At 66.4% G+C, this 20276-nt stretch carries 25 protein-coding genes; 14 read left to right on the top strand and 11 right to left on the bottom strand.

The genetic code is table 11. The features are described from left to right. Window positions 1–211: 211 nt before the first annotated feature. Window positions 212–679 carry an Hsp20 family protein gene (locus ACG3SL_RS05655; RefSeq protein WP_448664163.1) on the top strand — a complete coding sequence of 156 codons (468 nt, stop codon included), beginning with the start codon at window positions 212–214 and terminating at the stop codon, window positions 677–679. Window positions 680–765: 86 nt separating this feature from the next. Here the strand turns inward: ACG3SL_RS05655 and ACG3SL_RS05650 are convergent, their stop codons facing one another. Together ACG3SL_RS05650 and secG are read right to left on the bottom strand one after the other, a co-directional pair. After that, window positions 766–2397, bottom strand: coding sequence for a CTP synthase (locus ACG3SL_RS05650; protein ID WP_448664162.1), 1632 nt, complete (start codon window positions 2395–2397; stop codon window positions 766–768). A 91-nt stretch (window positions 2398–2488) separates the two neighbouring features. Beyond that, entirely contained in the window at window positions 2489–2869 is a 381-nt protein-coding gene (secG, locus tag ACG3SL_RS05645) for a preprotein translocase subunit SecG (protein ID WP_448665075.1), read from the bottom strand. Window positions 2870–3077: 208 nt separating this feature from the next. Here secG and ACG3SL_RS05640 point away from each other — a divergent pair, with 208 nt between their 5' ends. The 8 genes from ACG3SL_RS05640 to eda all read left to right on the top strand — a co-directional run bounded on the left by ACG3SL_RS05640 (window position 3078) and on the right by eda (window position 10696). Beyond that, entirely contained in the window at window positions 3078–3431 is a 354-nt protein-coding gene (locus ACG3SL_RS05640; RefSeq protein WP_448665074.1) for a MarR family transcriptional regulator, read from the top strand. Beyond that, on the top strand, window positions 3361–3741 hold the full coding sequence (locus ACG3SL_RS05635; protein ID WP_448664161.1) for an SH3 domain-containing protein: 381 nt from the start codon (window positions 3361–3363) through the stop codon (window positions 3739–3741). The genes ACG3SL_RS05640 and ACG3SL_RS05635 overlap by 71 nt, the downstream gene beginning before the upstream one ends. After that, window positions 3738–4679 (top strand): N-acetyl-gamma-glutamyl-phosphate reductase, encoded by a 942-nt coding sequence (gene argC, locus ACG3SL_RS05630; protein WP_448664160.1) that lies wholly within the window; start codon window positions 3738–3740, stop codon window positions 4677–4679. The genes ACG3SL_RS05635 and argC overlap by 4 nt, the downstream gene beginning before the upstream one ends. A gap of 92 nt (window positions 4680–4771) precedes the next feature. Then, window positions 4772–6232 (top strand): glucose-6-phosphate dehydrogenase, encoded by a 1461-nt coding sequence (gene zwf / locus ACG3SL_RS05625; protein WP_448664159.1) that lies wholly within the window; start codon window positions 4772–4774, stop codon window positions 6230–6232. A 230-nt stretch (window positions 6233–6462) separates the two neighbouring features. After that, window positions 6463–7170 carry a 6-phosphogluconolactonase gene (gene pgl, locus ACG3SL_RS05620; RefSeq protein WP_448664158.1) on the top strand — a complete coding sequence of 236 codons (708 nt, stop codon included), beginning with the start codon at window positions 6463–6465 and terminating at the stop codon, window positions 7168–7170. Next, window positions 7170–8990, top strand: a complete 1821-nt coding sequence (gene edd, locus ACG3SL_RS05615; protein WP_448664157.1) for a phosphogluconate dehydratase — start codon at window positions 7170–7172, stop codon at window positions 8988–8990. The genes pgl and edd overlap by 1 nt, the downstream gene beginning before the upstream one ends. A gap of 125 nt (window positions 8991–9115) precedes the next feature. Continuing rightward, window positions 9116–10090 carry a glucokinase gene (glk, locus tag ACG3SL_RS05610; RefSeq protein ID WP_448664156.1) on the top strand — a complete coding sequence of 325 codons (975 nt, stop codon included), beginning with the start codon at window positions 9116–9118 and terminating at the stop codon, window positions 10088–10090. Continuing rightward, complete coding sequence (eda, locus tag ACG3SL_RS05605; RefSeq protein WP_448664155.1) at window positions 10091–10696, top strand: bifunctional 4-hydroxy-2-oxoglutarate aldolase/2-dehydro-3-deoxy-phosphogluconate aldolase; 606 nt, start codon at window positions 10091–10093, stop codon at window positions 10694–10696. Window positions 10697–10846: 150 nt separating this feature from the next. Here the strand turns inward: eda and ACG3SL_RS05600 are convergent, their stop codons facing one another. From ACG3SL_RS05600 to fabD, 8 genes are all read right to left on the bottom strand, one after another. Next, window positions 10847–11134, bottom strand: coding sequence for a GIY-YIG nuclease family protein (locus ACG3SL_RS05600; protein WP_448665073.1), 288 nt, complete (start codon window positions 11132–11134; stop codon window positions 10847–10849). 143 nt (window positions 11135–11277) lie between these two features. Next, window positions 11278–12207 (bottom strand): endolytic transglycosylase MltG, encoded by a 930-nt coding sequence (gene mltG / locus ACG3SL_RS05595; protein WP_448664154.1) that lies wholly within the window; start codon window positions 12205–12207, stop codon window positions 11278–11280. Window positions 12208–12289: 82 nt separating this feature from the next. Continuing rightward, entirely contained in the window at window positions 12290–13549 is a 1260-nt protein-coding gene (gene fabF, locus ACG3SL_RS05590; protein ID WP_448664153.1) for a beta-ketoacyl-ACP synthase II, read from the bottom strand. Window positions 13550–13684: 135 nt separating this feature from the next. Continuing rightward, on the bottom strand, window positions 13685–13921 hold the full coding sequence (locus ACG3SL_RS05585; protein WP_448664152.1) for an acyl carrier protein: 237 nt from the start codon (window positions 13919–13921) through the stop codon (window positions 13685–13687). A gap of 99 nt (window positions 13922–14020) precedes the next feature. Beyond that, window positions 14021–14554, bottom strand: a complete 534-nt coding sequence (locus ACG3SL_RS05580; RefSeq protein WP_448664151.1) for a hypothetical protein — start codon at window positions 14552–14554, stop codon at window positions 14021–14023. A gap of 29 nt (window positions 14555–14583) precedes the next feature. Further along, window positions 14584–15321, bottom strand: coding sequence for a 3-oxoacyl-[acyl-carrier-protein] reductase (gene fabG / locus ACG3SL_RS05575; protein WP_448664150.1), 738 nt, complete (start codon window positions 15319–15321; stop codon window positions 14584–14586). Between the two features lie 25 nt (window positions 15322–15346). After that, window positions 15347–15763 carry a GxxExxY protein gene (locus tag ACG3SL_RS05570; protein ID WP_448664149.1) on the bottom strand — a complete coding sequence of 139 codons (417 nt, stop codon included), beginning with the start codon at window positions 15761–15763 and terminating at the stop codon, window positions 15347–15349. A 64-nt stretch (window positions 15764–15827) separates the two neighbouring features. After that, on the bottom strand, window positions 15828–16763 hold the full coding sequence (gene fabD, locus ACG3SL_RS05565) for an ACP S-malonyltransferase (protein ID WP_448664148.1): 936 nt from the start codon (window positions 16761–16763) through the stop codon (window positions 15828–15830). A 189-nt stretch (window positions 16764–16952) separates the two neighbouring features. Here fabD and ACG3SL_RS05560 point away from each other — a divergent pair, with 189 nt between their 5' ends. From ACG3SL_RS05560 to ACG3SL_RS05540, 5 genes are all read left to right on the top strand, one after another. Beyond that, complete coding sequence (locus ACG3SL_RS05560; RefSeq protein WP_448664147.1) at window positions 16953–17321, top strand: RcnB family protein; 369 nt, start codon at window positions 16953–16955, stop codon at window positions 17319–17321. Window positions 17322–17493: 172 nt separating this feature from the next. Further along, window positions 17494–17871, top strand: coding sequence for a 30S ribosomal protein S6 (gene rpsF / locus ACG3SL_RS05555; protein ID WP_448664146.1), 378 nt, complete (start codon window positions 17494–17496; stop codon window positions 17869–17871). A gap of 14 nt (window positions 17872–17885) precedes the next feature. After that, complete coding sequence (gene rpsR / locus ACG3SL_RS05550) at window positions 17886–18110, top strand: 30S ribosomal protein S18 (protein WP_010543816.1); 225 nt, start codon at window positions 17886–17888, stop codon at window positions 18108–18110. 14 nt (window positions 18111–18124) lie between these two features. Beyond that, complete coding sequence (gene rplI / locus ACG3SL_RS05545) at window positions 18125–18724, top strand: 50S ribosomal protein L9 (protein WP_448664145.1); 600 nt, start codon at window positions 18125–18127, stop codon at window positions 18722–18724. Between the two features lie 285 nt (window positions 18725–19009). Next, window positions 19010–19654: a CAP domain-containing protein gene (locus ACG3SL_RS05540; RefSeq protein ID WP_448664144.1), complete on the top strand. Its 645-nt coding sequence runs from the start codon at window positions 19010–19012 to the stop codon at window positions 19652–19654. Here ACG3SL_RS05540 and rnk read toward each other — a convergent pair. Next, window positions 19651–20052, bottom strand: coding sequence for a nucleoside diphosphate kinase regulator (rnk, locus tag ACG3SL_RS05535; RefSeq protein WP_448664143.1), 402 nt, complete (start codon window positions 20050–20052; stop codon window positions 19651–19653). The two genes, ACG3SL_RS05540 and rnk, sit on opposite strands and share 4 nt — an antisense overlap. Between the last annotated feature and the right edge of the window lie 224 nt (window positions 20053–20276).

The following is a 20276-nucleotide window of genomic DNA, read 5'->3' as shown; positions in this document are numbered from 1 at the left end:
ATTCCAGTATGAATAAGCCAGCAAGCGAATGTTTGCGAGCCCCTAGCTTCGCTTGCCGATCGCGCAGGCGGGGCAATCCGCCGCACTTGAAAGCGGCCTTCTGCTACCAATATCGGGTCGGCGCGATGCCCATCGGGGTCGCGCACAGGGTGTCGCGGCACGCCGGACGCCTGAAAATCGACGTTCAACTTGCTCAACGGAGGATTTGGATATGCGTCAGTTTGATTTTACCCCGTTCCGCCGCTCGACCATCGGATTCGACCGCCTGTTCGACTTGCTCGAAACCAGTGCGCGCCAGGCGAGCAGCGAGAATTACCCCCCCTTCAACCTCGAACGGCTGGCCGAGGATCGCTATCGCATCACGCTGGCGGTGGCCGGGTTCAAGCCCGACGAAATCGATGTGACGGCGCAGCAGAACCTGTTGCTCGTCGCAGGCCGCAAGCGCGAAGAGAACGAGAACAACCAGGGTGCGTTCCTGCATCTCGGCATCGCCACGCGCAGCTTCGAGCGCCGATTCGAACTGGCGGATTTCGTCCGTGTCGAGCGCGCCGACCTGGCCGACGGCCTGCTAGTGATCGAGCTGGTCCGCGAAGTGCCCGAAGCGATGAAGCCAAAGCGGATTGCAGTGAATGCGGGGAATGCGCCCGCAACCCCGATCGAACACCGTACGGCGGCCTGACACCCCGGGCCGCGCTCGCGGCGCTTTCCTCCCTTTGGCGCCGCAGCAGGGGCGCCCGGACCAGGGTCCGGGCGCCCTTTGCGGGTTCAGACCAGGCGGCTGTGCTTCAGCGCGGCTTCGATGAAGCCGGCGAACAGCGGGTGCGGATCGAACGGCTTGGACTTCAGCTCGGGGTGGAACTGGACGCCGACGAACCAGGGGTGATCGGGCCGCTCGACGATCTCGGGCAGCGAGCCATCGGGCGACATGCCCGAAAAGACCAGCCCGTCGCGCTCGAGCATGTCCTTGTAGCGCGTGTTGACTTCATAGCGGTGGCGATGCCGCTCGCTGATCTCGTCGGCGCCGTACAGCGTGGAGACGACGCTGTTGCCCGATAGCCGCGCCGGATAGGCGCCAAGCCGCATCGTGCCGCCCAGGTCGCCGCCTTCCTCGCGCTTCTGGATGCCCTCGGCGGTCATCCATTCGGTGATCATGCCGACGACCGGTTCCTCGGTCGGGCCGAACTCAGTGGTGGAGGCATCCGCTACGCCCTGCGCCCGGACGCCCTCGATGCACGCCATCTGCATACCCAGACAGATGCCGAAGAACGGCACGCGACGCTCGCGGGCAAAGCGCACGCCGGCGATCTTGCCCTCGCTACCGCGCTCGCCGAAGCCGCCGGGGACCAGGATGCCGTGCATCGGCTCCAGCTTGGCGGTGATCTCTTCCTCGCCCTGCTCGAACAGCTCGGCGTCGATCCAGCGGATATTGACCTTCACCCGATTGGCGATGCCGCCATGCACCAGCGCCTCGTGCAGCGACTTATAGGCATCGGGGACGCCCATATATTTGCCGACCACGCCGATCGTCACTTCGCCTTCCGGATTGTCCAGCCGGCGCATGATGTCTTCCCAGCGATCGAGCGCGGGCGGCGCTTCGGGTTCGATCCCGAACGCGCGCAGCACTTCCGAATCGAGTCCCTCGCGGTGGTACTGCATCGGCACCGCATAGATGCTCTTGGCATCCAGCGCCGGGATAACGGCGGCGGGCGGCACGTTGCAGAACTGCGCGATCTTGGCGCGATCGCTGGCGGGCAGCTCGCGTTCCGATCGGCACACCAGCACGTCGGGCTGCACGCCCAGCGCCGCCAGCTCGCGCACGCTGTGCTGCGTCGGCTTGGTCTTCAGCTCGCCGGCCGCCGAGATATAGGGCACCAGCGTGACGTGGATGCTGACCGTCTGGCCACGGCCCAGGTCGTTGCGCAGCTGGCGAATCGCCTCGATGAACGGCAGCGACTCGATGTCGCCCACTGTCCCGCCGATCTCGCACAGCACGAAATCCAGGTCCTCGGTCTCGGCCTGTGCGAACGCCTTGATCGCGTCGGTCACGTGCGGAATCACCTGGACGGTGGCGCCCAGATAGTCGCCGCGCCGCTCGCGTTCGATGATCGTCTTGTAGATGCGGCCCGACGTGACGTTGTCCGACTGACGCGAAGCAACACCGGTAAAGCGTTCATAATGGCCGAGATCCAGATCGGTCTCGGCGCCATCGTCGGTGACGTACACCTCACCATGCTGGTGCGGCGACATCGTGCCGGGATCGACGTTCAGATAGGGATCGAATTTGCGGATGCGGACTCGATAGCCTCGGGCCTGGAGCAGAGCCGCAAGGCTCGCCGCCATCAAACCCTTGCCCAGCGAGGAGACCACGCCGCCGGTGATGAAAATATACCGCGCCATGGGAGAAAACGCCTAGCGTGAGAATGCGCGCGCCGACAAGCGCGCGAATCCAAATTAATTGGTGAACCGCCCGTTGGCCGGGCGGAATCGATTACTGCGCGAGCGGAACCGCGCCGTTACCCGCCTCGGCGGGAACCGCTGCCGGCGCCGTCTGGTTGCCGACCGCGAAGGGTGCGCCCGGCGCCGCCGTGGGCGACGTAACCGGTGCGGCGGGTGCGCGCTGCAGCGACGTGTCGATCGTCGCCGAATGCTGAGTCGCGGCAAGAACCGCCAGCAGGATGCTCATGCCGATGAACATCGCCGCGAGGATCGACGTCAGCCGCGTCATGAAATCCGCGGCGCCGCGCGCCGACATCAGGCCCGACGGGCTGCCACCCGTGGTGAGACCGCCGCCCTCCGAGCGCTGCATAAGGATCACGGCGACCAGGATGGCCGCGATGATAGCGTGGACGACGAGCAGGAAAGTGAACATCAATACCGGACCTGTTGTGAAAGCGGCGACATAAGGGACGCCGGCCTTTGGATCAACCGGCAAGCGCCAACGGCCGCGATAAGGGGCGCAACCAACAAAGCTGTAACATTTCGCACGCGCACTGAAACCGGATCGGCCCGGCTGCGTTTGGTTCTTGAATCGGACCCGTGCCGGAGTCGAAACGGATGAGTAGAGTGCCGTGAACGCCATGCCCGACCAGTCGCTATCGTCCTGGAAGAACACGCTGATCGATTATGTGCGTTCGGGGGAACCCGATCTCACCAATCGTCAGATGGCGCTTCTGATGCTCGTATATCTCGATCCGGGGCCCCATACGGTGCGGGGTCTGGCGCGTGCGCTGAACGTTTCCAAACCCGTAGTAACCCGCGCCTTGAATAGACTGGGCACGCTCGGCTATCTGCGCCGCCAACGCGACGACACCGACAAACGCAACATCTTCGTCGCGCGTACCGCTGAAGGGGCAGAGTTTCTTGCAGAATTCGGGCATTTCCTCGCTGGCGAACATCTCGGCGAGCCCGCTGCCCATCGGGCCAGCGCGTAAGCGATTCGCTCTTACCGGCCGTTCGGTCGCCATCGATCCGCGCCGCGATGCGGTTCGCCGCGACCTGGCCGATGTGCGCCTGGCCGACCGGGTGTTCGCGCCGCATTACGCCGCACCGATGCCGCGCGTGCTGACCGCACCATCGACTCTGCGCGCCGCTCGCGCACCCGAGTCGGAGGTGCTCGCGCCGCTTACGGTGGGGGATGTGTTCGAGGTACTCGAACTGGCGGGCGGCCTTGCCTGGGGGATTGCGCCCGGTCGCGGACTGGTCGGCTATGTCGACGCCGCAGCATTGGGGACGAACGCATGACCGCACGGGTTTTCATCGACGGCGCGGTGGGCACGACCGGCCTGGAGATTCGCGAAAGGCTGGAAGGCCGCGCCGGAATCGAGCCGATCGTCCTGGCCGATGCGGACCGCAAGGACCCGCGCAAGCGCGAGGACGCGCTGAACTCCGCCGATTTCGTCATCCTCTGCCTGCCCGATGACGCCGCCCGCGAAGCCGTGGCGATGATTCGCAACGAGCGGGTGCGCGTGATCGACGCATCGACAGCGCACCGGGTCGCGCCCGACTGGGTCTATGGCTTTGCCGAGTTGGAACCGGGACAGGCGACTGCGATCGCCGAGGCGGCGCGCGTCAGCAACCCCGGCTGCTACCCCACCGGCTTCCTCGCACTCGTCCGCCCGCTGGTCCGTGCGGGGCTGGTGCCGCATGATTTCCCGTTCAGCGTCAACGCGGTGTCGGGCTATTCGGGCGGCGGCAAGGCAATGATCGCCGAGTTCGAGGATAGCCAGTCTCCCGATTTCACCGAGACCGCGTTTCGCGGTTACGGCCTGGGTCTGGCGCACAAGCATGTGCCGGAGATGCAGAAGCACGCGCGGATCGAGCATCCGCCGATCTTCATGCCTGCGGTGGTGCGCACTTATCGCGGCATGGTCGTCGAAGTGCCCCTGCCCCTGCACAGCTTCACCCGGCGCCCGTCGATCGAGGCGTGCGAGAACGCGCTGCGCGAGGCGTATAAGGACAGTCCGCTGGTGCGCGTGCTTCCCGCCGATGTCGCCGCGGTGTCGATCGAGGAGGATGCGGGCACCGATCGCCTAAGCCTGCGCGTGTTCGGCAATGCCGAGCGCGGCCAGGCGCGGCTGGTCGCCACGCTCGACAATCTGGGCAAGGGTGCCGCCGGCGCGGCGGTGCAGAACCTGAACATCATGGCCGGGCTCGACCCCGTCGCCGGGCTGGTTCTGTAACGCGGCGTTTTTAACCGTTGCCGCAGCGTCGGCAGCGCTTGATCTTTGCGCCCCGATGGTGTCGAGCGTTCGCCGAACCATAGGAAAGGCGCATGATGCATCAACCCGTCGGCAAGTTGCTGTTGTTCGGAGCAACGGGCGATCTCGCCCAGCGGATGTTGTTGCCGTCGCTCTATGCCCTGCACGCGGACGGGCTGCTGCCGCCCGGCCTGACGATCACCGGCACCGCCCGCTCGGAGCATGACGATGCCGAGTTCCGCGATTTCGCGGCCAAGGCGCTCGACCAGTTCCTGCCCGCCGGCCGCAAGGACGACAGCGCTGTCCAGGGCTTCCTGCAGCGGCTGCACTATCAGACGCTCGATGCCTCGAAGATCGAAGGCTATGCCGCGCTGAAGGCGAAGCTGGGTGATATTTCCGGCGGCCTCGCCATCTTCCTGTCCACTGCGCCCTGGCTGTTCGGCCCTACCATCAAGGGCCTCGAATCGGCCGGACTGACGGGCGAGAATGTCCGCATCAGCCTGGAAAAGCCGCTGGGCCGCGACCTTGCCTCCAGCCGCGAGATCAACGACATCGTCGCGGCAGCCTTCCCCGAAGAGCGCACCTTCCGCATCGACCATTATCTGGGCAAGGAAACCGTCCAGAACATCCTGGCGCTGCGCTTCGGCAATTCGCTGTTCGAGCCGGTGTGGAATGCCCGCGGCATCGACAGCGTGCAGATCACCGTCTCCGAAACCGTCGGCCTTGAAGGCCGCGCCGGCTTCTATGACGATACCGGCGCGATGCGCGACATGGTGCAGAACCACATGCTCCAGCTCGTCGCGCTGATCGCGATGGAACCCCCGGCCAAGCTCGACGGCACTTCGGTGCGCGACGAGAAGGTCAAGGTGCTGCGCTCGCTGCGCAAGATCCCGATCGCCGATGCACCGAACATGACCGTGGTCGGTCAATATGGCGGTGGCGCGATCAAGGGGCAGATCGTCCGCGACTACAGCACCGATCTCGGCAAGGAATCGCGCACCGAGACGTTCGTCGCGATCAAGGCGCATATCGACAACTGGCGCTGGCAGGGTGTGCCCTTCTACCTGCGCACCGGCAAGCGTCTGGCCGAGCGCCGCTCCGAGATCGTCATCCAGTTCAAGCCGGTGCCGCACTCGATCTTCGCCGAGCGCGGCGGCATGCTCCAGCCCAACGCGCTGGTCATCCGCCTCCAGCCCGAGGAATATGTCCAGCTGCTGGTTATGGCCAAGCAGCCCGGCCTTGACCGCGAAGGCTATCGCCTGCGCGAAGTGCCGCTCAACCTCAGCCTCGATGCCGAGTTCGCCGGCACCACCCGCCGCATCGCCTATGAGCGCCTGCTGCTCGACCTGATCGAAGGCGACCCCACGCTGTTCGTCCGCCGCGACGAAGTGGAAGCGCAGTGGGAATGGATCGACGCGATCCGCGCCGGCTGGGAAGCCAACGACCTCAAGCCCAAGCCCTATGCCTCGGGCAGCTGGGGCCCCTCGCTCTCGATCGCGCTCACCGAGCGCGACGGGGTGCACTGGCACGAATGAGCGGAGCGGCGGCCTTCCTTCTTTTGCTCCCCTCCCGCTTGCGGGAGGGGTCGGGGGAGGGACTGACGTGGCGGCTCCATCTTCGGCGGTGCGGCAATCGCACCGGCCATCCCCTCCCCCAGCCCCTCCCGCAAGCGGGAGGGGAGCATTGGCGGGACGCAATCCCTATATCGGACCCGCACGGCCTCCCCGGCCGTTGACGCGGTCCCACCGAAACCCAAGGAGCTTACATGACGACCGAAATCGAATGGTGGGACTATGACGACGCCACCGAAATGGGTGAGGCGCTTGCCGGCGACGTCCAGTTCATCATCGAAAGCGCGATCGACGCGCGCGGCGGTGCCGTCATCGCGCTTGCCGGCGGTCGTACCCCCGCGCCGATCTATGCCAAGCTGAGCAAGGCCAAGCTCGACTGGAAGCGCGTGACGATCATCCCCACCGACGACCGCATCGTGCCGATGGGCGACGCGCTGTCAAACGTCACGGGGCTGGCCAAGACCTTCCTGCCGCTCGGCGCCCGCGTCATCCCGGTGGTGAGCGAAAAGGCCGAGGATTACCGCGCCGCCGGTCGCGCCGCCGATGCCCGGCTCCAGGATTTCCACTGGCCGCTCGACTTGTGCCTGCTCGGCATGGGCGCCGATGGCCACACCGCGTCGATCTTCCCCGGCCCTGACCTTGCCGAGGCGCTGACCGGCCCCAAGGAGCGCCGCGCGCTGGGCGTGATGCCCGATCCGCTGCCGCCCGAGGCCCCCGTCGCCCGCGTCACCCTGTCGCTGCCCGCCATCGTCTCCGCCCGCGCGCTGATGATCGCCATCACCGGCCAGGAAAAGCGCGACGTGCTGGAACGCGCGATTGCCGAAGGCGCGGGCTCGACGCTGCCGATCGGCCGCGTGCTCGCCGAAACCGAACTGCCTGTCGACATTCACTGGGCCGCATAATGACCATCCACGCCGAAATCGCCGCCGTCACCGATCGCGTCATCGAACGCTCGAAGGAGCGCCGCGCCGCCTATCTCGCGCTGATCCAGCGCGAGCGCGAATCGGGCAATGACCGGCCCAAGCTGGGCTGCGCCAACCTCGCCCATGCCTATGCGGGCACCGACGAGCAGCGTGACCGGTTGAAGGACGGCCGCGCGATGAACATCGGCATCGTCACGGCCTATAACGACCTGCTCTCGGCCCATGCGCCTTACTATCGCTATCCCGAACAGATGAAGGTCTGGGCACTCGAAAAGGGCGCCACTGCGCAGGTGGCTGGCGGCGTGCCGGCGATGTGCGACGGCGTGACCCAGGGCTATCAGGGCATGGAATTGTCGCTGTTCAGCCGCGACACCATCGCGCTGTCCACGGCGGTTTCGCTCAGCCACCGCGTGTTCGAGGGCGCGGCACTGCTCGGCATCTGCGACAAGATCGTGCCGGGCCTGCTGATGGGCGCGCTGCGCTTCGGCCACTTGCCGATGGTGCTGGTCCCCGGCGGCCCGATGCGCTCGGGCCTGCCCAACAAGGAAAAGGCCGCGGTCCGCGAACGCTATGCCGAAGGCAAGGCTACGCGCGAGGAGCTGCTGGAGGCGGAAATCGCCGCCTATCATTCCAAGGGCACCTGCACCTTCTATGGCACCGCCAATTCCAACCAGATGATGATGGAGGCGATGGGCCTTCACGTCCCCGGCGCGGCCTTCGCCAATCCGGGCACCAAGCTGCGCCAGGAACTGACGCGCCGCGCGGTGCATCGCCTGACCGAGATCGGCTGGAACGGCGACGATTATCGCCCGATCGGCCATATCGTCGATGAAAAGGCGATCGTGAACGCGGCCATCGTGCTGCTCGCCACCGGCGGATCGACCAACCACCTGATCCACTTGCCCGCCATCGCACGCAGTGCTGGGATCATCATCGACTGGGAGGATTTCGATCGCCTGTCGCGGGTGGTGCCGCTGCTGACGCGCGTCTATCCCAACGGCTCGGCCGACGTGAACGGGTTCGAGGATGCGGGCGGTCCCAGCTTCGTGATACGCGAACTGCTCGGCGCCGGGCTGATGCACGGCGACACGCTGACCTTCGCCGCAGAGGGCATGGCCGCCTATGCGCGCAAGCCGGGGATCGAGGACGACACGCTCGTCTGGCACGACCACCCGGAGAAGAGCGGCGACGAGACGATCGTGCGCACCGCCGCCGACCCGTTCTCGCCCGAAGGCGGGTTCCGCATGGTCCATGGCAATATGGGCCGCGCCTGTATCAAGGTGAGCGCAGTCGACCGCGATCGCTGGACGATCGAGGCCCCCGCCCGCGTCTTCTCCGACCAGGCCGAGGTGCAGGAAGCGTTCAAGGCCGGCGAGCTGGACCGTGACGTCGTCGTCGTCGTGCGTTTCCAGGGGCCCCGCGCCAACGGGATGCCCGAGCTGCACAAGCTGACGCCGCCGCTGGGCGTGCTCCAGAACAAGGGCTTCCGCGTCGCGCTGGTCACCGACGGGCGCATGTCGGGCGCGTCTGGCAAGGTGCCGGCGGCGATCCACCTCTCGCCCGAGGCGCTGGGCAACGGCCCGCTCGCCAAGCTGCGCGACGGCGACATCGTTCGCCTCGATGCGGAAGCGGGCATCCTGGAGGCACTGGTCGACCCCGCCGAGTGGGACGCGCGCGAGCACGCCGTCGCCCCGCCGCCCGCGATCGGCACCGGCCGCGAGCTGTTCGCGATGCTGCGCAACCATGCCAGCGAGGCCGAAATGGGCGGTTCGGCGATGCTCGCCGAGGCCGGGCTCTGACCCGAAACGGCTGATTTATCCGCCGCGCGGCACGGATGGCTTTACATCCGGGCCGTGCGCGGAGAGAAGGGCCCCGATCCGTCAGCGTTGACATACGCGGCGGCAGGAGAGGAAACGGACAGAGCATGGAAGTCGTCGCGGTCGATATCGGGGGAACCCACGCCCGTTTTGCCATCGCGGAGGTGGCCGGGGGCCGCGTCCTTTCGATGAGCGAACCGATGACCCAAAAGGTCGCCGAGCATCCCAGCCTCCAGCTCGCCTGGCAGGCTTTCGGCGAGGAACTGGGCCGTCCCCTGCCCCATGCGGCCGCGATCGCGGTCGCCTCGCCGATCGGGGGCGAAGTCATCAAGCTGACCAACAACCCCTGGATCATCCGCCCCGCGCTGATCCCCGAGCGGCTGGGCGCCGACATCTGGACCGTCGTCAACGATTTCGAGGCGATCGGCCACGCCGTCGGCCAGTTCGGCGACGATGCCTTCATCCATCTGTGCGGCCCGGACACGCCATTTCCGGCGGCCGGTTCGATCACCGTCTGCGGCCCCGGCACCGGGCTGGGCGTGGCGCAGGTGTTTCGCCACAAGGGCGGGTACAACGTCATCGCGACCGAGGGCGGGCATTCGGACTTCGCCCCCCTCGACCCGATCGAGGACGCGCTCGTGAAGCGGCTGCGCGCCACCTATACCCGCGTGTCCAAGGAGCGCGTGGTTGCGGGCCCGGCGATCGTCAGCCTGTACGAGACGCTGGCCGACCTTGAGGGGCGCGCGATCCAGCGGCTGGACGACAAGCAGATCTGGACGCTGGCGTTCGAGGGGCGCGACAGCCTGGCCGTGGCCGCGCTCGACCGCTTCTGCCTCAGCCTCGGCGCAGTCGCCGGAGACATCGCGCTGACCCATGGTCCCAAGGGCGTGGTGATTGCAGGCGGTCTGGGCTTGCGCTTGAAGGACCATCTGCTGCAATCGGGCTTTGGCGAACGTTTCGTTGCCAAGGGCCGGTTCCGGAACCTGATGGCATCGATTCCCGTCAAGCTCATCACGCATCCGCAGCCCGGCCTCTACGGCGCCGCCGCCGCGTTCGCGCAGGAACATGCCCAGGAGGCCTAAGTGACGACCATCGAAACCATCATGCGCACCAGCCCGGTTATCCCCGTGCTGGTCATCGAAGACGCCGCCACGGCGCGCCCGCTGGCCGAGGCGCTGGTAAAGGGCGGCCTGCGCGTGCTGGAAGTCACGATGCGCACCGGCGCCGCGCTGGAAGCGATGCAGGAAATGAAGAAGGTCCCCGGCGCGATCGTCGGCGCGGGCACCGTCGTCAACGGCAGCCAGTTCAAGCAGGTGATGGACGCGGGCGCGGAGTTCATCGTCTCCCCCGGCCTGACCGAACGGCTGGCCGATCCGATCATCGCCAGCGGCGTCCCTTTCCTCCCCGGCACGGCAACGGCGGGCGACATCATGCGCGGGCTCGATCTGGGGCTCGAATATTTCAAGTTCTTCCCCGCCGAAACCTCGGGCGGGCTCAAGGCGCTCAAGGCCCTCGCCGCGCCCTTCTACCAGGCGAAGTTCTGCCCCACCGGCGGCATCACCCTCGCGAGCGCCCCCGAATGGCTGGCGTTCGGCCCGGTGCTGTGCGTCGGCGGCAGCTGGATCGCGACCGGCACGATGGAAGAGGTCGAGGAAAAGGCCCGCGCGGCTGCTGCGCTGGCGGGGTGAGGTTTAGGCACTTCGCCGCCTGAGATCCCGGCTTTCGCCGGGATGACGGGATATGCGGCCTGAGATCCCGGCCTGCGCCGGGACGACGAAATAGCCGTCATCCCGGCGAAAGCCGGGATCCCAGGCGGCTCCTTCCCCAACCGCGTCGCCCTATTCCCAGACCTCCCCAAACAAATCCCGCCACTCGGGGTTCGCCCGCTCGATCAGCGCGATCTTCCAGTCGCGCCGCCATTCCTTCAGCCGCTTCTCGCGCAAAATCGCATCGTCGATCGTGTCATGCGCCTCGGCGAGCACCAGCCGCGTGAGATTGTACCGCGCGCAAAAGGTCGAGCCCTCGCCCTCCCGGTGCAGCTGCACCCGCGGCCCCAGCGCCGCCGACACGCCGATATACAGCACCCCGCGCGGCTTGTTGGTCATGATATAGGTCCAGCCGGCCATGTTCCGCACCTCGCCCGAGGTCCCGGCCTGCGCCGGGATGACGAGCCATCCCGTCATCCCGGCGAAAGCCGGGACCTCAGGCGGCTCCATCCCACAACCATATCAAAGGAACAAACCAAAAACAAACTGCGCAGCCCGCAGCCCTACATCTCACCCCTGGCGCGCCGCAGCGCATACCATTTCCGCACGTTCGCCTCGTGCTGCTCCAGCGTGTCGGCGAACACATGCCCCCCGCTGCCGTCCGCGACGAAATACAGCGACGTCGATTGCGCAGGGTCGAGCACTGCATCGATGCTCGCGCGCCCCGGATTGGCGATCGGCCCGGCGGGCAGGCCGGTCATCGCATAGGTGTTGTACGCGTTCACCGCCCGCACTTCGGACTGAAGGATGCGGCGGCCCAGCGGCTTGCCCCTGGTCAGCGGATAGATGATCGTCGGATCGGCCTGGAGCGGCATGTTCTGGCGCAGCCGGTTGGAATAGACCGCAGCGACGCGGCGCCGCTCTTCGGCCTTGCCCGTCTCCTTCTCGACGATCGACGCGAGGATCAGCGCCTCCTGCGGCGTGTTCACGGCAATGCCGGGCTTGCGCGCCTCCCATGCCTTGGCGAGATAGTCGGTCATCGCCTTCTGCATCCTGTCGAGCATGCCCTGCCGCGTGTCGCCGCGATTGTAGGCATAGCTGTCGGGCAGCACGCTGCCCTCGGCGGGCACCTCGATCTTGCCGCTCAGCTGCGGCGCCTTCATCAACGTTTCGTAGACGAGGATCGACGGCATCCCCTCGGGGACCATGACGAAGCGCTGGAGCGTGCGCCCGCCCTGAAGCATCTTGAGCAGGTCCGACTGGCTCAGCCGCGCCGGCACGCGATATTCGCCCGCCTTGATCGGATCGCCGCTGCCCAAGATTTTCGCCAGCACGACGAACGTACGGGCCGAACCGATCACGCCCGCCTTTTCGAACTCCGCCGCCGCGCGCGTCAGGCTGGCGCCCTGCGGCACCTCGACCGTGATATTGCTGCGTGCAGGCCCGGCACCGCCCCACAAATGGAGCACGCCCAGGACGAGCGCGATGAGCACCAGCCCGGCGAGAATGATCGCGCAGCCGCCCGTCCGGCGCCGCGACGGGCGCCGGACGGGGATTTCAGGTGCAGGCGTGGTTTCAGACAGCCTTCATCACCAGGCTGGCGTTGGTGCCGCCAAAGCCGAACGAGTTGTTCAGCACGGCCTTGACCTTGCGCTCCTTGGCCTTGTGCGGAACCAGGTCGACGCCCGCGCAATTCTCGCTGGGGTTGTCGAGGTTCAACGTCGGCGGGACGATCTGGTCGCGCAGCGCGAGGATGCAGAAGATGCTCTCCACCGCGCCCGCGCCGCCCAGCAGGTGGCCGATCGCCGATTTGGTCGAGCTCATCGAAATCCCGTCCAGCGCGCTGCCGAACAGGCGCCGCACCGCGCCCAGTTCCAGCTCGTCGCCCATCGGCGTCGAAGTGCCGTGCGCGTTGATATAGTCGATGTCCTCCAGCGCGAGGCCCGACTTGCGCACTGCCATCTGCATCGAGCGGAACGCGCCCGATCCTTCGGGATGCGGCGCCGTGACGTGATAGGCGTCGCCCGACAGGCCATAGCCGATGACTTCGGCATAGATCTTCGCGCCGCGCGCCTTGGCATGCTCATATTCCTCGAGCACCACCACGCCCGCGCCTTCGCCCATGACGAAGCCGTCGCGGTCCTGGTCCCAGGGGCGGCTGCCGCGTGACGGATCGTCGCGGAAGTTGGTGGACAGCGCACGCGCCTGGCCGAAGCCGGCAATGCCGATCGGGCAGATCGCGCCCTCGGCGCCGCCTGCCAGCATGATGTCGGCATCGTCCATCGCGATCATCCGCGCGGCGTCGCCGATCGAATGCGCGCCGGTCGAACATGCGGTGACGACGGCGTGATTCGGCCCCATCAGCCCGTATTTGATCGATACCTGGCCCGAAATCAGGTTGATGAGCCGGCCATGGACGAAGTGCGGCGAAACCCGCTTCGGCCCCTTGGCCGCCAGCACCAGCGATTCGCTCTCGATCCCCGGCAGCCCGCCGATGCCCGCACCGATCGAGCAGCCCGCCCGGAACCGCTGTTCCTCGGTCATGTCGAGCAGCCCGGCATCCTCGATCGCCTGCCCTGCGGCATCGATGCCATAGACGATGAACGGATCGACCTGGCGCTGGACCTTGTGGTCGACGCGCAGATTCGGGTCGAAGCCATATTCATGGCCCGCCGGTTTGACTTCGCACGCGTAATTGCTGTGGAAATCAGTCGCGTCGAAGCGCGTGATCGTGCCCGCGCCGGACTTGGCTGCGATGATATTCTTCCAGGCAGTCTCGACATCGGCACCCAGGGGGGTGACGAGCCCAAGGCCGGTGACCACTACACGGCGCATGGCTTACTCTCCGTCATTCTTCAAAAACAAATCGGCCTTCACAAACAAAACGGCTCCCCGCCCCTTGTCATCAACCCGGGGCGGGGAGCCGTTGATACCTTGCAGGCCCGCCCGGGCGGAAACCGCCGGTGGGTGTTAGCCCTTGTGCTCGGTGATGTAGCTCACCGCATCACCGACCGTTGCGATCTTCTCAGCCGCATCGTCGGGGATTTCCACGCCGAACTCTTCCTCGAACGCCATGACCAGCTCGACGATGTCGAGGCTGTCCGCGCCCAGGTCGTCGATGAAGCTCGCCGTGAGGACAACTTCCTTTTCGTCGACGCCGAGATGGTCGACGACCAGCGACACGACCTTGCTTTCAATCTCTGACATGGTCCCTGTTTTCCTTTGTGACTGGGCTCTGATTTGATCACCGCACCTAGATTGCCCAAGGGGCGGTTGCAAGAGGGTGCCGCATCGTCAAACGCGGCCCTACCCTTGCGAGAAATCGTGCAGGGCATATTGCACGGTGCTGAGGAAGGCGAAAAACTCGTTGAGAAGCTCGGCATTCTCGCGGGTCTGGCGGGCTTCGTCGGTGATCGCGGCCCGCACCAGCCCCTGATTTTCCTCCGCGCTGAGCACGCGATTGCGCGTCTCTTCGGGCAAGGTCTGGAATTCATCCTCCAGCGCCGCCGAGTCGAATCCGCGCTCGCCCAGCACCCGCTGCGCCACGGGCAGGCCGATTTTGGCGAGCGCGTACAGGCCCGCCGCCTTTGCGGCCGCCGGAGTCCATTGATGTTCGGTGCCGCACGCCGTCGCCGCCGCCTTCAATCCGGCGGCGACGCTGGGCGCATAGGTGGGCCGCTTCCCGCTTTCGGCGAGGTTGCGGGCGACATCGGCCTCGATCTGGGTCCGCACCGCGGAATCGATCTTGTCGGTGACGCAGTCGATAGTGGACAGGTCCGCGGCACAGGCTGGGAATGCAGGCACCGCGAGCAACAGCGCGGCGATAGGAAATAGTCGCATGAGTCGAACTCCTGCCCCCAGGATCGTGATTACAGCATCGCCATCCCGCCGTTCACATGCAAGGTCTGTCCGGTGACATATCCCGCTTCCTTGCTGGCGAGATAGACGACCGCCGCGCCGATATCGTCGCCGGTGCCCAGGTCGCCGGCGGGAATGCGCGTCAGCAGCGCGGCCTTCTGCGCCTCGGGCAGCACATCGGTCATCGCCGAGCGGATAAAGCCCGGTGCGACGCAATTGACGGTGACGTTGCGGCTGGCCAGTTCCTGCGCCAGCGCCTTGGACATGCCGACCAGCCCGGCCTTCGACGCCGCGTAGTTGGCCTGGCCGGGGTTGCCGGTGGCGCCGACCACGGAGGTGATCGAGATCATCCGGCCGAACCGCGCCTTCATCATCGGCTTGGCGGCGGCGCGCATCAGGCGGAACGCGGCCTCCAGGTTGACGCGGATCACCGTGTCCCACTCCTCGTCCTTCATCCGCATCGTCAGGTTGTCGCGCGTGACGCCGGCATTGTTGACGAGGATGTCGAGCTTGCCCAGCGCAGCCACTGCCTGGGGCACCAGCGCATCCACGGCCGCGCCGTCGGACAGGTCGCACGGCAGCGCCACCGTGTCCCCGCCCAGCTCGGCGCGAAACGCCTCCAGTTTCTCGGCATTGGACCCGGAAACCGCCAACCGCGCCCCCTGTGCCACCAGCGCCTTGGCAATCGCCGAACCGATGCCACCCGAAGCGCCGGTAACGAGCGCGGTCATGCCTGTAAGATCGAACATCAGTGTCTCCAGAAATAGAAAGAAGTCAGGGGTTCGCGCAGAGGCGCGGAGGCGCAGAGGGAGTGTGGTTATTGACGAGTCGCCGAAGCCCTTCTTTGAGCGTCTCGCCTCCGAAATTGATAAGAAGGCCAACCGGAAGCCCGGTGAGCCGCAAATAGGTCAGCAACTGCTTGGCGTGAACGCCAGTGAGCCGATCAACCGATTTTATCTCGATGACCAGCTGCTCCTCGACCAGCAAATCTATCTTAAAAGCACCTTCGAACCGCAGCCCGTCAAACTCGATATCGATGGGGCGTTGGCGGGAAACGGCATATCCCATCTGACTAAGGCGGCCCGCCAGCACCATCTCGTACACGCTTTCGAGCAATCCGGGACCGAGTTCACGGTGGAGTCGGATCGCCACATCGACAACTTCTCCGCTGATTCGATCGATGTCCGCCAAGCGAACCTCCTCTGCGCCTCCGCGCCTCTGCGCGAACTTCTATCTTCTGCCTTCCAAGCTTCGCCTACAGCACCTTAAGCAACGCCTCGATATCGTCCATGCTCACCACGCTGACCGGTGCCGCATCGGGGGCGATGCGCTTGACCATGCCGCCCAGCACCTTGCCGCCCAGTTCGACGAAGTCGCCCACGCCCGCCGCGTGCATCGCCAGCACCGATTCGCGCCACCGCACCATCCCCGTCACCTGCTCGACCAGCAGCGTGCGGATCGTGTCGGGATCGGCCACCGGCGCGGCGGTGACGTTGGCATAGACCGGCACCAGCGGCGCCTGGATCGCCACGTCGGCCAGCGCCGCCTGCATCGCATCGGCGGCGGGCTGCATCATCGGGCAGTGGAACGGTGCGGAGACCGGCAACAGGATGCCCCGCTTCGCCCCATGATCCTTGGCAATGGCGACCGCGCGCTCGATTGCCGCGCGTGCACCGGAAATCACCACCTGGGTCGGGTCATTGTCGTTGGCGACGGTGCACACCTCGCCCTCGGCCGCTGCGTCCGCAATCGCCTGCGCCTTGACCAGATCGGCGCCGAGCAGCGCGGCCATCGCGCCCTGTCCCACCGGCACCGCCGCCTGCATCGCGTCGCCGCGAATCCGCAACAGCTTGGCCGTGGTCGCAAGATCGATCGCACCCGCCGCGCACAGCGCCGTATATTCGCCCAGGCTGTGCCCCGCGACGAAATCGGCCTTGTCGGCCAGCCGCACGCCGCCTTCCTTCTCCAGCACGCGCAGCACGGCGATGGCGTTGGCCATGATCGCCGGCTGGGCATTGGCGGTCAGCATCAGCTGGTCCTCGGGCCCTTCCGCCATCAGCTTGGACAGGTTCTGGCCCAGTGCCTCGTCGACTTCCTGAAAAACCTCGCGGGCATGGGGGCTGGCGGCGGCCAGCGCACTGCCCATGCCGACGGCCTGGCTGCCCTGACCGGGAAAGATGAACGCGCGCATATGCTCTCCTGTGGGGCGTAACTAATGGGGCCGCGCGTTAGAACCGTTGCGCCCCGCGATGCAAGCCCGCCCAGCCTGCGACACTTTGCGATCGCTTCGTGCCCGACCGGGAAACTTCCGCGACACACCGTGCGTATCCCACTTCCTAACGCCGGCAACGGGGTTCCGTATAAAGAAGGAGTCGCACCCATGAAGAAACTCATCCTCGGCCTGGTCGCCGCCACGATGGTCGCCACCCCGGCGCTGGCCGCCGCGCCCCAGCAGCATGGCCGGGCCGAGACCAAGCGCACCGTCGTCAAGCATCGTCCCAACGGCACCGTCGTGAAGCAGACGACCATGCGCCGCGGCCCGCACCAGGCGCAGTACCGCAACTGGAAGCGCGGCGAGCGATTCGACCGCCGCCATGCCCGCAACTACCGCGAGATCGACTATCGCCAGTATCGCGGGCTGCGGGCCCCGCCGCGCGGCTATCGCTATGTGCGCTCGGGCAACGACGCGGTGCTGGTCGGCGTCACCAGCGGAATCGTGTCGGCGGTGTTCGCCAACATGATCCGGTAAAACCCCCGCTCCGCGCGCGGCGGCTTGCCAAGCCCGCGCCGTATCGCTAAGGGCGCACACTTCGCGAGCGGAAGGCTTCGGCTGACCGCTCGCGTTGCATTGGAAGACGACAGCCGGAGGGGCGACCGCATGGGGCGGCGTCAGCGATCGGCCAAGATTAGGACAAGACCACATGGCTCTGTACGAGCATGTGTTCCTTGCGCGCCAGGATCTGGCACAAGCGCAGGTGGACGCACTGGCGGAAACCGCCACCAAGATTATCGAAGACAACAACGGCAAGGTCGTAAAGACCGAGACCTGGGGTCTTCGCAGCCTCGCCTATCGCATCGCCAAGAACCGCAAGGCGCATTACGTGATGCTCGAAATCGACGCCCCCGCCGGTGTCGTCGCCGAGCTCGAGCGCCAGACGCAGATCAACGAAGACGTGATCCGCTACATGACCGTCAAGGTCGACGAGCTGGAGCAGGGTCCGACCGTGATGATGCGCAAGGGCGATCGTGAGCGCCGTGGCCGTCGCGACCGCGACGACGCCGGTTTCTCGGGCGAATAAGGAGCTATTGAACCATGGCACGTCCCTTTTTCCGCCGTCGCAAGAGCTGCCCCTTCTCCGCGAAGGATGCTCCCCGGATCGACTATAAGGATGTCCGGCTGCTGCAGGGCTTCGTCTCCGAGCGTGGCAAGATCGTCCCCTCGCGCATCACTTCGGTGAGCGCGAAGAAGCAGCGCGAACTGGCCCAGGCCATCAAGCGCGCCCGTCACCTGGGCCTGCTGCCCTACATCGTTAAGTAAGGGAGCGCAGACCCATGGAAATCATTCTGCTTGAGCGCGTCGAAAAGCTCGGCGGCATCGGCGATGTGGTGAAGGTAAAGGACGGCTTTGCCCGTAACTACCTGCTCCCGAACAAGAAGGCGCTTCGTTCGAACGCCGCCAACCGCAAGGTGTTCGAAGCCAACCGCGCCCGCATCGAGGCTGACAATGCGGCACGCCGCAGCGACGCCGAAAAGGATGCCGGCAGCTTCACCGACGCGTCGGTGACGCTGATCCGCCAGGCATCCAGCACCGGCCAGCTCTATGGTTCGGTCGCGGTGCGTGATCTGGTCGAGGCGCTCGTCGCCGCCGGCCACAAGGTCAACAAGGCGCAGATCGTCCTCGACAAGCCGATCAAGGCGATCGGCGTGTACCAGGTGCGCGTCGCACTGCACCCCGAAGTGTCGGTGACCGTCAAGGTCAACGTCGCTCGCTCGCCGGAAGAGGCCGAGATGCAGGCGCAGGGCGTCGACGTGATGTCCGCAATGTTCGAAAAGGACGAAGCGGGCTTCACCGAGGAGTACGATCCCAACGCAGAGCCGGGCGCGACCGCCGAGGTCCAGTCCGCTCCTGCCGAGGACGAAGCGCAGGGCTAAGCCCCGTCGTCGATCCGAATGCAAAAGCGCCGCCGCAGGGAACTGCGGCGGCGCTTTTCGTTTGGGGTTGGCAGCCTTGCGTCAGGGGCAGGCGACGCAGGCACCGATCATGCCGGCCAGCGGGATCAGTGCCAGGACGATCGGGAACAGCTTCATCGATTGCAGACCTTATCCTGTGGTTCGTCAGCTAAACGAGGCAGTTCGGCTTAGGTTGCGCGTGCGCCCGTCCTTCGTTCGGCGCCCGTTAAGCTCCGCCTGCGCAGCCGCGTCGAAGGAGCCCCGCCGATGCCGCACCGCCGCCTGCCCGCCCTTGCAGCGATCCTGACCGCCGCCATCCTGCCGGCAGCGGCCATGGGGCAGGACTCGACCGAACGCGCGGTGCTCGATCGGATCAACTTCGCGCGCACCCACCCGCAGGACTATGCCGAGCAACTGCGCGACTATCGCCGCTATTTCGAGGGGCGGATCGTCTATCTGCCGGGCGACGAGGGCGGCGTGATAACGGTGGAGGGCACTGCGGCCGTGGACGACGCCATCGCCTTTCTGGAGCGCCAGCCCGCCCTGCCCCCGCTCGCCCCCGGCACGATCCTGGCGCTGGCGGCCCAGGACCATGCCGATGCGCAGGCGCGGGACGGCACGCTGGGCCACGCCTCCCGCGCCGGCGCGACACCGGGCGAGCGCGTGCGCAGGCGCGGCGGCGACATCTATGTCGGCGAGGGCATCACCTATGGCTTCGGCGATCCCGACACCGTGGTCCGGCAGTTGATCGTCGATGACGGCGTGCGCACGCGGGGCCACCGCGCGCAGCTGTTCGACCCGCGCTATCGCTTTGCGGGCGTGGGGTGCGGGCGACACCCGAGCTATCGGGCGATGTGCGTGGTGGATTACAGCGCAACGGCGGACGGACGGCCGCCAGCGGTCGGCCGCTAATGCGCCGCTGGGGATTGACGGACGGCGAGCACGGTCAGGCAGCGATCGGGCCAGAGAATGGATTGTCCTGCACGCAGTCCGATCAGCGCCGCGCCGACCGGCGTAAGGATCGAGATACGCCCTTCGGCGATGTCGGCATCACGGGGATAGACGAGCGTGACCGTGCGCCGATCATCGCTGCTGTCGTCGAGGTACTCGACTTGCGACCCCATGGTGATCACGTCCTCCGGAATCCTGGCGGCGCTGTACAACCGCGCGCGCTCCGCTTCGCGCAGGAGCAGCGCACTGACGGCGGGCATCCGCCGCTCGACGCTGAGAGCAAGGTCCGTGATAACATCCGCTTCCGCGTCGATCATCTGAATAGGGGGCCAGCTGACGGCCTTGTGCAGGTTGTTCATGTCATGACTCTCTAGGCAATGCGGCCTTTTCGCCGACGAACCGATTGGCTCGCTTTCGATCCCCGGGCTTCCGGGGACGTGCCTGGAGAAGCCCGGGGCTAGCTGCCCGCCAGGAGTTGCCCCGCATGAACGCGGTATCGCAGAAGAGGTAGGCGATACATCATGCGCAAGAGATGTGCCCTTGCGCCGCGCTTGTCAAACCGACCGGAGTCGAGCCGCAACGC

Source organism: Sphingomonas degradans (genome assembly GCF_053502645.1).
This window is presented reverse-complemented; position numbering and strand designations above follow the sequence as displayed.

Coding starts and splice junctions, on each gene's coding strand:
- ACG3SL_RS05655 (WP_448664163.1), top strand. CDS start 212: ATGCGTCAGTTTGATTTTACCCCGTTCCGCCGCTCGACCATCGGATTC.
- ACG3SL_RS05650 (WP_448664162.1), bottom strand. CDS start 2,397: ATGGCGCGGTATATTTTCATCACCGGCGGCGTGGTCTCCTCGCTGGGC.
- secG (WP_448665075.1), bottom strand. CDS start 2,869: ATGTTCACTTTCCTGCTCGTCGTCCACGCTATCATCGCGGCCATCCTG.
- ACG3SL_RS05640 (WP_448665074.1), top strand. CDS start 3,078: ATGCCCGACCAGTCGCTATCGTCCTGGAAGAACACGCTGATCGATTAT.
- argC (WP_448664160.1), top strand. CDS start 3,738: ATGACCGCACGGGTTTTCATCGACGGCGCGGTGGGCACGACCGGCCTG.
- zwf (WP_448664159.1), top strand. CDS start 4,772: ATGATGCATCAACCCGTCGGCAAGTTGCTGTTGTTCGGAGCAACGGGC.
- pgl (WP_448664158.1), top strand. CDS start 6,463: ATGACGACCGAAATCGAATGGTGGGACTATGACGACGCCACCGAAATG.
- edd (WP_448664157.1), top strand. CDS start 7,170: ATGACCATCCACGCCGAAATCGCCGCCGTCACCGATCGCGTCATCGAA.
- glk (WP_448664156.1), top strand. CDS start 9,116: ATGGAAGTCGTCGCGGTCGATATCGGGGGAACCCACGCCCGTTTTGCC.
- ACG3SL_RS05600 (WP_448665073.1), bottom strand. CDS start 11,134: ATGGCCGGCTGGACCTATATCATGACCAACAAGCCGCGCGGGGTGCTG.
- fabF (WP_448664153.1), bottom strand. CDS start 13,549: ATGCGCCGTGTAGTGGTCACCGGCCTTGGGCTCGTCACCCCCCTGGGT.
- ACG3SL_RS05585 (WP_448664152.1), bottom strand. CDS start 13,921: ATGTCAGAGATTGAAAGCAAGGTCGTGTCGCTGGTCGTCGACCATCTC.
- ACG3SL_RS05580 (WP_448664151.1), bottom strand. CDS start 14,554: ATGCGACTATTTCCTATCGCCGCGCTGTTGCTCGCGGTGCCTGCATTC.
- fabG (WP_448664150.1), bottom strand. CDS start 15,321: ATGTTCGATCTTACAGGCATGACCGCGCTCGTTACCGGCGCTTCGGGT.
- fabD (WP_448664148.1), bottom strand. CDS start 16,763: ATGCGCGCGTTCATCTTTCCCGGTCAGGGCAGCCAGGCCGTCGGCATG.
- ACG3SL_RS05560 (WP_448664147.1), top strand. CDS start 16,953: ATGAAGAAACTCATCCTCGGCCTGGTCGCCGCCACGATGGTCGCCACC.
- rpsF (WP_448664146.1), top strand. CDS start 17,494: ATGGCTCTGTACGAGCATGTGTTCCTTGCGCGCCAGGATCTGGCACAA.
- rpsR (WP_010543816.1), top strand. CDS start 17,886: ATGGCACGTCCCTTTTTCCGCCGTCGCAAGAGCTGCCCCTTCTCCGCG.
- rplI (WP_448664145.1), top strand. CDS start 18,125: ATGGAAATCATTCTGCTTGAGCGCGTCGAAAAGCTCGGCGGCATCGGC.
- ACG3SL_RS05540 (WP_448664144.1), top strand. CDS start 19,010: ATGCCGCACCGCCGCCTGCCCGCCCTTGCAGCGATCCTGACCGCCGCC.
- rnk (WP_448664143.1), bottom strand. CDS start 20,052: ATGAACAACCTGCACAAGGCCGTCAGCTGGCCCCCTATTCAGATGATC.